Below are 8,218 nucleotides of genomic sequence, written 5' to 3'. Positions count from 1 at the left end.
GGCCGGGGGGGGGGGGGGGGGGGGGGGGGGGGGGGGGGGGGGGGGGGGGGCGGGGCGGGCGGGCCCCCCGCGCCCGCCGCCGCGCGGCCGCGGGCGCCGGCGCGCGCCGCGCCAGCTTGCCCGTCAGCGTCCAGTGGCGCAGCGTCGCGATCGACGCCACGTGGTCCTGTTCGAACGACAGCCATTGCTGCACCTTCGCCCCGCCGAACGGATCGGAAGGCAGGTACGGCGTGCCGTGCGCCAGGTACGTCAGGATGGCGTTCGACTCGGCCAGCGTGCGGCCGTCGGACAGGCGCAGCGCGGGCACGGCGCCGGTCGGATTCAGCGCGAGGAAGTCGGGGCGCTGGCCTTCGCCTTCGAAGATGCGCACGATCTCCGTGCGATAGGGGATGTCGAGATGGTTCAGCAGCAGGCGGACTTTCCAGGCGTTCTGCGAGGGCAGGTAATCGTACAGGGTGAGCATCGTTATCTCCGGTGAAAAAACACGATTGGACCACCGCGTAAAACGCCGCACCCTCCGGTTCTTGCGATCGAACCACAGGCCCGCGATTGACCACAATGTAAATTTCTATACACTCTGTTTCTTGCTATTGAGCCGTACCCCGGTTCATCCACAACGACAACGGAGACCCCGATGCGCCCCCGCCACAAGCAACTCAGGCACACCCTGATCGCCCTGGCCCTCGCCACCGCCACGGCCCACGCCACCACCGTCATCGACAACGCCAACGGCTACACGCTGAACGCGAAGGGCGACGTCGTCCAGTTCGCGTCGCTCGCGTTCGATGACGCCGGCCGCATCCTCGCCGTCGGCACTGCCGCCGATGTCGCCGCGAAGGCTCCGCAGGCGAAGCACGTCGACATGGCCGGCCGCACCGTGCTGCCGGGCCTCATCGATGCGCACGGCCACGTGTTCGGCCTGGGCGAGATGCTGACGCAGCTCGACCTGTCGGCCACGACGTCGCTGCCGCAGGCGCTGGCCGCCATCGGCGACTACGCGCGTGCCGACGCCAAGGCCGCGTGGGTGCGCGGGCGCGGCTGGAATCAGGAGAACTGGAAGCTGGGTCGCTTCCCGACCGCACAGGAACTCGATGGCGTCGTGGCCGACCGGCCCGTGTGGCTGGAACGCGTCGACGGCCACGCCGGCTGGGCCAATGGCCGCGCGCTGGCGCTGGCCGGCATCACGGACCAGACGCCGGACCCCGTCGGCGGCAAGATCGTGCGCGACGCCGCCGGCCATGCGACGGGCGTGCTGGTCGATGCGGCGCAGGCGATGATCCAGAAGGTGCTGCCGCAACCGACGGAACAGGAAGCGCGCGCGATGCTCGACCGCGCGCTGGGCACGATGGCCAGCGTCGGCCTCACGAGCGCGCACGACGCGGGGATCGGCATCGCCGAGGACCGGCTGTACCGCGATTACGCGGACCACGGCAAGCTGACGGCGCGCATCTACGGGATGATCAAAGGCACCGGCGCCGACTTCGACCGGCTGGCGCGAAACGGCCCGCTGGACACGTACGGCCACGACATGTACGCGCTGCGTGCCGTGAAACTGTACGCCGACGGCGCGCTGGGCAGCCGCGGCGCGGCGCTGCTGGCGCCGTACACGGACGATCCGCATTCGCACGGCCTGCTGTTCCATTCGAACGGCGAGATCGACGCGATGATCGCCAAGGCCATGAAGAAGGGCTACCAGGTCAACGTGCACGCGATCGGCGATGCCGGCAACCGCCAGATCCTCGACATCTTCGCGAAGGAGATCCCCGCCAACCGCGGCCAGGCGCTGCGCCACCGCATCGAGCATGCCCAGGTCGTGACCCCGGCCGACATCCCGCGCTTCAAGAGCATCGGCATCATTCCGTCGATGCAGCCGACGCACGCGACGTCCGACAAGAACATGGCCGAGCAGCGCATCGGCCCCGAGCGCATCAAGGGCGCGTACGCGTGGCGCACGTTCCTCGCGCAGGGTTCGCGCATCGCGTGCGGTTCGGATTTCCCGGTCGAGGCGCCGAACCCGTTCTTCGGCATCCACGCGGCCGTCACGCGCCAGGACGCGAGCGGCAATCCGATCGCCGGCTGGTATCCCGAGCAGGAGATGTCGCTGAAAGAAGCCTTCCGCTGCTTCACGCTCGACGCGGCCTACGCGGGCCACCAGGAAAAAACGCAGGGCTCCCTCGAAGCGGGCAAGTACGCGGACTTCATCGTCATCGACCGCGACCTTTTCAAAATCTCCCCGTACGACATCCACAAGATCGGCGTCCTCGAGACGTGGGTCGGCGGCCAACAGGTATATCGCAAACCATGATGAAAGCTCTCGTCGCCGCTCTCGCATTCGTGGCCGTTTCCCCGGCCTGGGCGCAGTCTTATGCCCGCATGGTCGTCATCGTCCCCAAGCCTGGCCAGGCCGAGGCGTTTGAAAAGGGCTACGAGCGCCACCTGCAATGGCACAAGGGCGTGCAGGACCCGTGGACGTGGTACGGCTGGACCTTCGTGCTGGGCAACCGCATCAACCGCTTCATGGACGGCACGTTCGGCCACGCGGCCGCCGACTTCGACGCGGCCGTGCAGCCCGCGGCCGACGCCGCCGACAACAACGTGAACGTGGTGCCATACGCCGACTTCGTCAGCCACGGCATCTACCAGCGCATGGACGCGATGAGTGCGGGCGAGCCGCTGCCGGACGCGTCGCCGTTCCTGAGCCTGACGACTTACCACATCCGTCCCGGCCAGGAGGCGGCGTTCGAGCAGGCGGTGGCGCGCGCGCGCGGCACGGCGCGCCAGACGTGGTACAGGCTGCAGGCCGGCGGCGAGGCCCCGGCCTACGTGCTGATGCGCGCCGTGGCGTCGTTCGGTGCGGCTGCAACGCTGGGGACGCCGTACACTTTGTCCGGCCTCGTCGACCGGGTCGATAACGAATTGCTGCGCTACCGTCCGAACCTCAGCTATCGCCCTTGACGAGGTTGTATAGACAACTTAGACTTCCTGGAAAACTTATGTCGAGGAGTCCGTCATGACCACAGCCTCTCCCAGCGGAGATCCGCGTTTCGATCCCACCCGCGTCATCCGCGCCCCGCGCGGCAGCGAGCTCACATGTAAAAGCTGGCTGACCGAGGCGGCCTATCGCATGTTGCAGAACAACCTGGATGCCGAGGTGGCGGAAAACCCGCAAGGCCTCGTCGTCTACGGCGGCATCGGCCGCGCGGCGCGCGACTGGGCCTGCTTCGACCAGATCCTCGCGTCGCTGCGCGATCTCGACGACGACCAGACGCTGCTGATCCAGTCCGGCAAGCCGGTCGGCGTGTTCCAGACGCATCCCGACGCCCCGCGCGTGCTGCTCGCGAACTCGAACCTCGTGCCGAAATGGGCGACGTGGGAGCATTTCAACGAGCTCGATCGCAAAGGCCTGTTCATGTACGGCCAGATGACGGCCGGCAGCTGGATCTACATCGGCACCCAGGGCATCGTGCAGGGCACGTACGAGACGTTCGCCGAGGCGGGCCGCCAGCACTTCGGCGGCGATATGTCCGGGCGCTGGATCCTGACCGCGGGCCTGGGCGGCATGGGCGGCGCGCAGCCGCTGGCCGCGACGTTCGCCGGCGCCGTGTCGCTGAACGTGGAGTGCCAGCAGAGCAGCATCGATTTCCGCCTGCGCACCCGCTACCTCGACAGGCAGGCGAAGGACATCGACGACGCGCTGGCCATGATCCGCGACCACAAGGCGCGCAAGGAGGCCGTTTCCATCGGCCTGCTGGGCAACGCCGCGGACGTGCTGCCGGAACTCGTGCGCCGGGCCAAAGAGGGCGGCCTCGTGCCGGACCTGGTGACGGACCAGACGTCCGCCCACGACCTGATCCACGGCTACCTGCCGCGCGGCTGGACCGTCGAGCAGTGGCTCGCGGCCCAGCGCGATCCGGCGCAGCACGCGGCCCTGAAGCAGGCGGCGGCCGAATCCTGCGCCGTGCACGTGCGGGCGATCCTCGACTTCAAGGCGATGGGATCGTACGCCGTCGACTACGGCAACAACATCCGCCAGGTCGCGTTCGACCAGGGCGTGAAAAACGCGTTCGACTTCCCCGGCTTCGTGCCCGCGTACATCCGCCCGCAGTTCTGCGAGGGCCGCGGTCCGTTCCGCTGGGTGGCGCTGTCCGGCGACCCGGAAGACATTTATAAAACCGACGCGAAGATCAAGGAGTTGTTCCCGCAGCACACGCGCGTGCACCGCTGGCTCGACATGGCGCGCGACCGCATCGCGTTCCAGGGCCTGCCGGCGCGCATCTGCTGGCTGGGCCTCGGCGAGCGTCACCTGGCCGGCCTCGCGTTCAACGAGATGGTCCGCACGGGAGAATTGAAAGCGCCGGTCGTGATCGGACGCGACCACCTGGACACCGGTTCCGTCGCGAGCCCGAACCGCGAGACGGAAGCGATGCGCGACGGCACCGACGCCGTCTCCGACTGGCCCCTGCTGAACGCCATGCTGAACACGGCCGGCGGCGCGACGTGGGTGTCGCTGCACCACGGCGGCGGCGTCGGCATGGGGTATTCGCAGCATGCGGGCGTCGTCATCGTGGCGGACGGCACGGAGGCCGCGGATAAACGCCTGGCCCGCGTCCTCGTCAACGATTGCGCGTCCGGCGTGATGCGCCATGCGGATGCCGGCTACGAACTCGCGATCGAGACGGCCAAGCGCTTCGGCCTGCGCCTCCCGATGATCAAGTAAGACGGAATCGAACCACCATGACTCAAGACCACCACGAACTGACCCTGAATCCGGGCGCCTTGTCCCTGAACGACCTGCGCGCCGTCTGGGGCGCGCACGGCCCGCTCACGCTTGCGCCGGCCGCATATGCCGCCATCGAGACGTCGGCCGCCACCGTGCAGGCCATCGTCGCCAAGGGCGATCCGGCCTACGGCATCAACACCGGCTTCGGCATCCTGGCCAAGCGCCACATCCCGCAGGCCCAGCTCGAACAGCTGCAGCAGAATCTGATCCTGTCGCATGCCGTCGGCACCGGAGAACTCCTGCCGGACAACGTGGTGCGCTTGATCCTGCTGACCAAGATCGGCAGCCTGGCGCGCGGTTATTCCGGCGTGCGGCCGCTGATCGTCGACACGCTGATCGCCCTGTACAACGCCGGCATCATGCCCGCGATCCCGTCGCAGGGGTCCGTCGGCGCGTCCGGCGACCTCGCGCCGCTGGCGCACATGACGCTCGCGATGCTGGGCGTCGGCCAGGTGCGCATGCGCGGCGAATTGATGGAGGCGCGCGCCGCGCTGGCCGCGGCCGGTATCGAACCGGTCGTGCTGGCGGCGAAGGAAGGCCTCGCGCTGATCAACGGCACGCAAGTGTCGACGGCGCTCGCGTTGAACGGCCTGTTCCTCGCCGAACGCCTGCTGGAGGCGGCGATGGTGTCCGGCGCGCTGTCTCTGGATGCCGCGCGCGGCAGCGACGCCCCGTTCGACCCGCGCGTGCATGAAGTGCGCGGCCAGCCGGGCCAGATCGCGGCGGCGAAGATTTATCGCCAGCTGGTGGCGGGCAGCGCGATCCGCGCGTCGCACCTCGTCGGCGACGAGCGCGTGCAGGACCCGTACAGCCTGCGCTGCCAGCCGCAGGTGATGGGCGCCGTGATGGACCTCATCGCCCAGGCCGGCCGGACACTCCTCATCGAATCCAATGCCGTCACGGACAACCCGCTCGTGTTCCCGGACTCCGGCGAAGTCATTTCCGGTGGGAATTTTCATGCGGAACCCGTCGCATTCGCGGCCGACACGCTGGCGCTGGCCATCGCCGAAATCGGCGCGCTGGCCGAGCGCCGCATCGCGCTGCTGATCGATTCGACGCTGTCCGGCCTGCCGCCGTTCCTTGTGCGCGAGCCGGGCGTCAATTCCGGCTTCATGATCGCGCACGTGACGGCGGCCGCGCTGGCGTCGGAAAACAAGTCGCTGGCGCATCCGGCCAGCGTCGACAGCCTGCCCACGTCCGCCAACCAGGAAGACCACGTCAGCATGGCGACATTCGCGGCGCGCCGTCTCGGCCAGATGGCGCACAATACGGGTGTCATCGTCGGCATCGAGCTGCTGGCGGCGGCGCAGGGGATCGAATTCCACCGCCCGCTGACGAGCTCCAGCCACTTGGAACATGTCCACGCAAAATTGCGCGAGCACGTGCCAGCGTTCGACGAAGACCGGTTCTTCGCGCCGGACATCGAGGCGGCGCGCCGGATGGTGATGGAAGGCGAACTGTCGGCCGCGTGCAAGGACTTGTTCGCCGCACTGCACTGATCAGGGAGTCACGATGGATTTCAGGTTCAAGCCGGGTTCCGTGCCGCTGCTGCTGTCGATGCCACACGCGGGCACCGACATTCCCGACGACATCGCCGCGAACATGGCGCCGTGCGCGCTGGTGCGGGCCGACACGGACTGGCACCTGCCCGACCTGTACGCCTTCGCGGACAGCATCGGTGCCTCCACGTTGTCCGCGCGCTGGTCGCGCTATGTCATCGACCTGAACCGGCCGCCCGAGGACACGAATCTGTACCCGGGCCAGGATACGACGCGCCTGTGCCCCGTCGACACGTTCGCCCGCGAACGGTTATACCAGGACGGCCGCGAACCGGACGCCGACGAAATCGAGCGCCGCCTTGACCTGTACTGGCGCCCATACCACCAGCAACTGCGCGCGGAACTCGACCGCCTGCTCGCGCTGCACGGGCAGGTGGTGCTGTGGGATGCGCATTCGATCGCGTCCGTCGTGCCGCGCTTCTTCGACGGCCGCCTGCCCGACCTGAACTTCGGCACGGCCGACGGCCGGTCATGCTCGCTGCAGCTGCAGGGCGAGATGATGCGCGTGGCCGGCTCCCAGGACCTGTTTACCTTCGTCTTCAACGGCCGCTTCAAGGGCGGCCACATCACGCGCTTCTACGGTGATCCGGCCGCCGGCGTGCATGCGATCCAGCTCGAAATGTGCCAGTGCCTGTACATGGACGAGGCGCCGCCGTTCGCCTATCAACCCGACGCCGCCGGCAAGGTGCAGCCTCTGTTGCACGAGCTGCTGGAATCGGCAGTCGGGTGGGCGAGGGCAGGGGGGCACGCGTGAACGCTTTATTCGCGCGCCACGCGCTGCTGGCCGGCGGCTGGGAGCGGGACGTGCTGCTCGAATGGGACGTGCGCGGCGACCTGACGAATGTCGCGCCGGAGGCGTCGCCGCCGCTCGGCGTGGCGCGCGCCGATTATGTCCTGCCCGGCATGATCAACCTGCATTCGCACGCGTTCCAGCGCGCCATCGGCGGATTGACCGAACGGGCGGGAAGTCGTCCTGACAGCTTCTGGACGTGGCGCGACCTGATGTACCGCGTCGCCAACCGCATCACACCGGAGCAGATGGAAGCGGTGGCCGCGCAGCTGTATGCGGAATGCCTGCGCCACGGCTACACGGCGGTCTGCGAATTTCATTACGTGCAGCGCGCGCCGGGCGGCCATCTGTATGGCCATCCGGCCGAGACGGCGCAGCGCATCGCCCAGGCCGCGCGCGAAGCCGGCATCGGCGTGACCCTGCTGCCCGTGATGTACGCGTACGCGGGCTTCAACGACACGCCGTTGCGCCAGGACCAGGAACGCTTCCGCACGGATCCCGCGCAGGTGCTGCGCATCGTCGAAGCGCTGGAACCCTTGCGCGGGCCGCAGCTGGAAGTGGGCGCGGCGCCGCATTCGCTGCGCGCCGTATCGGCCAGCCAGCTGCGCGAACTGGCGCAGGCGCTGCCGGCAGGCCGGCCGCTGCACATCCACATCGCCGAGCAGCAGCTCGAAGTGGCGCAGTGCGTGGAGGCGACCGGCATGCGCCCGGTGGATTACCTGATGGAGCAGGTGGACGTCGACGCGCGCTGGTGCCTCGTGCACGCGACGCATCTGTCGGACGGAGAACGGGACCGCATCGCGGCCAGCGGCGCCGTGGCGGGCCTGTGCCCGACGACGGAAGCGAACCTGGGCGACGGCCTGTTCCCGTTGTCTCCCTACATCGCGGCCGGCGGGCGCTTCGGCATCGGCAGCGACAGCCACGTGTCGCAAAGTCCCGTGGAAGAACTGCGGTGGCTCGAATACGGCCAGCGGCTCTGCTACCTGCGCCGCAATATCGCCGTCCATGGCGAGGAGCGCGACGTCGGCGCCTTCCTGTGGCAGCAGGCGCTGGCGGGCGGCGCGCAGGCGGCGGGGCGCCGTCTCGGCG

The 8,218-nt window shown here is 68.7% G+C and carries 7 protein-coding genes; 6 read left to right on the top strand and 1 reads right to left on the bottom strand.

The features are described 5' to 3' along the window. The coding region (locus ACEN88_RS19155) for a glutathione S-transferase family protein (protein WP_413342060.1) at nucleotides 1–463 on the bottom strand (463 nt) is incomplete at its 3' end. 171 nt (nucleotides 464–634) lie between these two features. Here ACEN88_RS19155 and ACEN88_RS19150 point away from each other — a divergent pair. The 6 genes from ACEN88_RS19150 to ACEN88_RS19125 all read left to right on the top strand — a co-directional run. Then, the gene (locus ACEN88_RS19150) at nucleotides 635–2,305 is read left to right on the top strand and encodes an amidohydrolase (protein WP_413342058.1); all 1,671 of its coding nucleotides are present in this window, start codon (nucleotides 635–637) and stop codon (nucleotides 2,303–2,305) included. Continuing rightward, nucleotides 2,302–2,955, top strand: coding sequence for a hypothetical protein (locus ACEN88_RS19145; protein WP_413342056.1), 654 nt, complete (start codon nucleotides 2,302–2,304; stop codon nucleotides 2,953–2,955). Before ACEN88_RS19150 ends, ACEN88_RS19145 begins: the two co-directional genes overlap by 4 nt. A gap of 55 nt (nucleotides 2,956–3,010) precedes the next feature. After that, nucleotides 3,011–4,717: a urocanate hydratase gene (gene hutU, locus ACEN88_RS19140; RefSeq protein WP_413342054.1), complete on the top strand. Its 1,707-nt coding sequence runs from the start codon at nucleotides 3,011–3,013 to the stop codon at nucleotides 4,715–4,717. A 17-nt stretch (nucleotides 4,718–4,734) separates the two neighbouring features. Further along, on the top strand, nucleotides 4,735–6,279 hold the full coding sequence (hutH, locus tag ACEN88_RS19135) for a histidine ammonia-lyase (protein WP_413342052.1): 1,545 nt from the start codon (nucleotides 4,735–4,737) through the stop codon (nucleotides 6,277–6,279). A 13-nt stretch (nucleotides 6,280–6,292) separates the two neighbouring features. Further along, nucleotides 6,293–7,093, top strand: a complete 801-nt coding sequence (gene hutG, locus ACEN88_RS19130) for an N-formylglutamate deformylase (RefSeq protein ID WP_413342050.1) — start codon at nucleotides 6,293–6,295, stop codon at nucleotides 7,091–7,093. Next, nucleotides 7,090–8,218, top strand: a 1,129-nt coding sequence (locus ACEN88_RS19125; RefSeq protein WP_413342048.1) for a formimidoylglutamate deiminase, incomplete at its 3' end; no start/stop codon positions are given. The genes hutG and ACEN88_RS19125, both read left to right, overlap by 4 nt.

This window comes from Massilia sp. CT11-108 (assembly GCF_047302915.1).
GTDB lineage: Bacteria > Pseudomonadota > Gammaproteobacteria > Burkholderiales > Burkholderiaceae_D > Telluria > Telluria orientalis.
The sequence above is the reverse complement of the archived record's forward strand: the minus strand, read 5'-3'. Positions and strand labels throughout refer to the sequence as shown.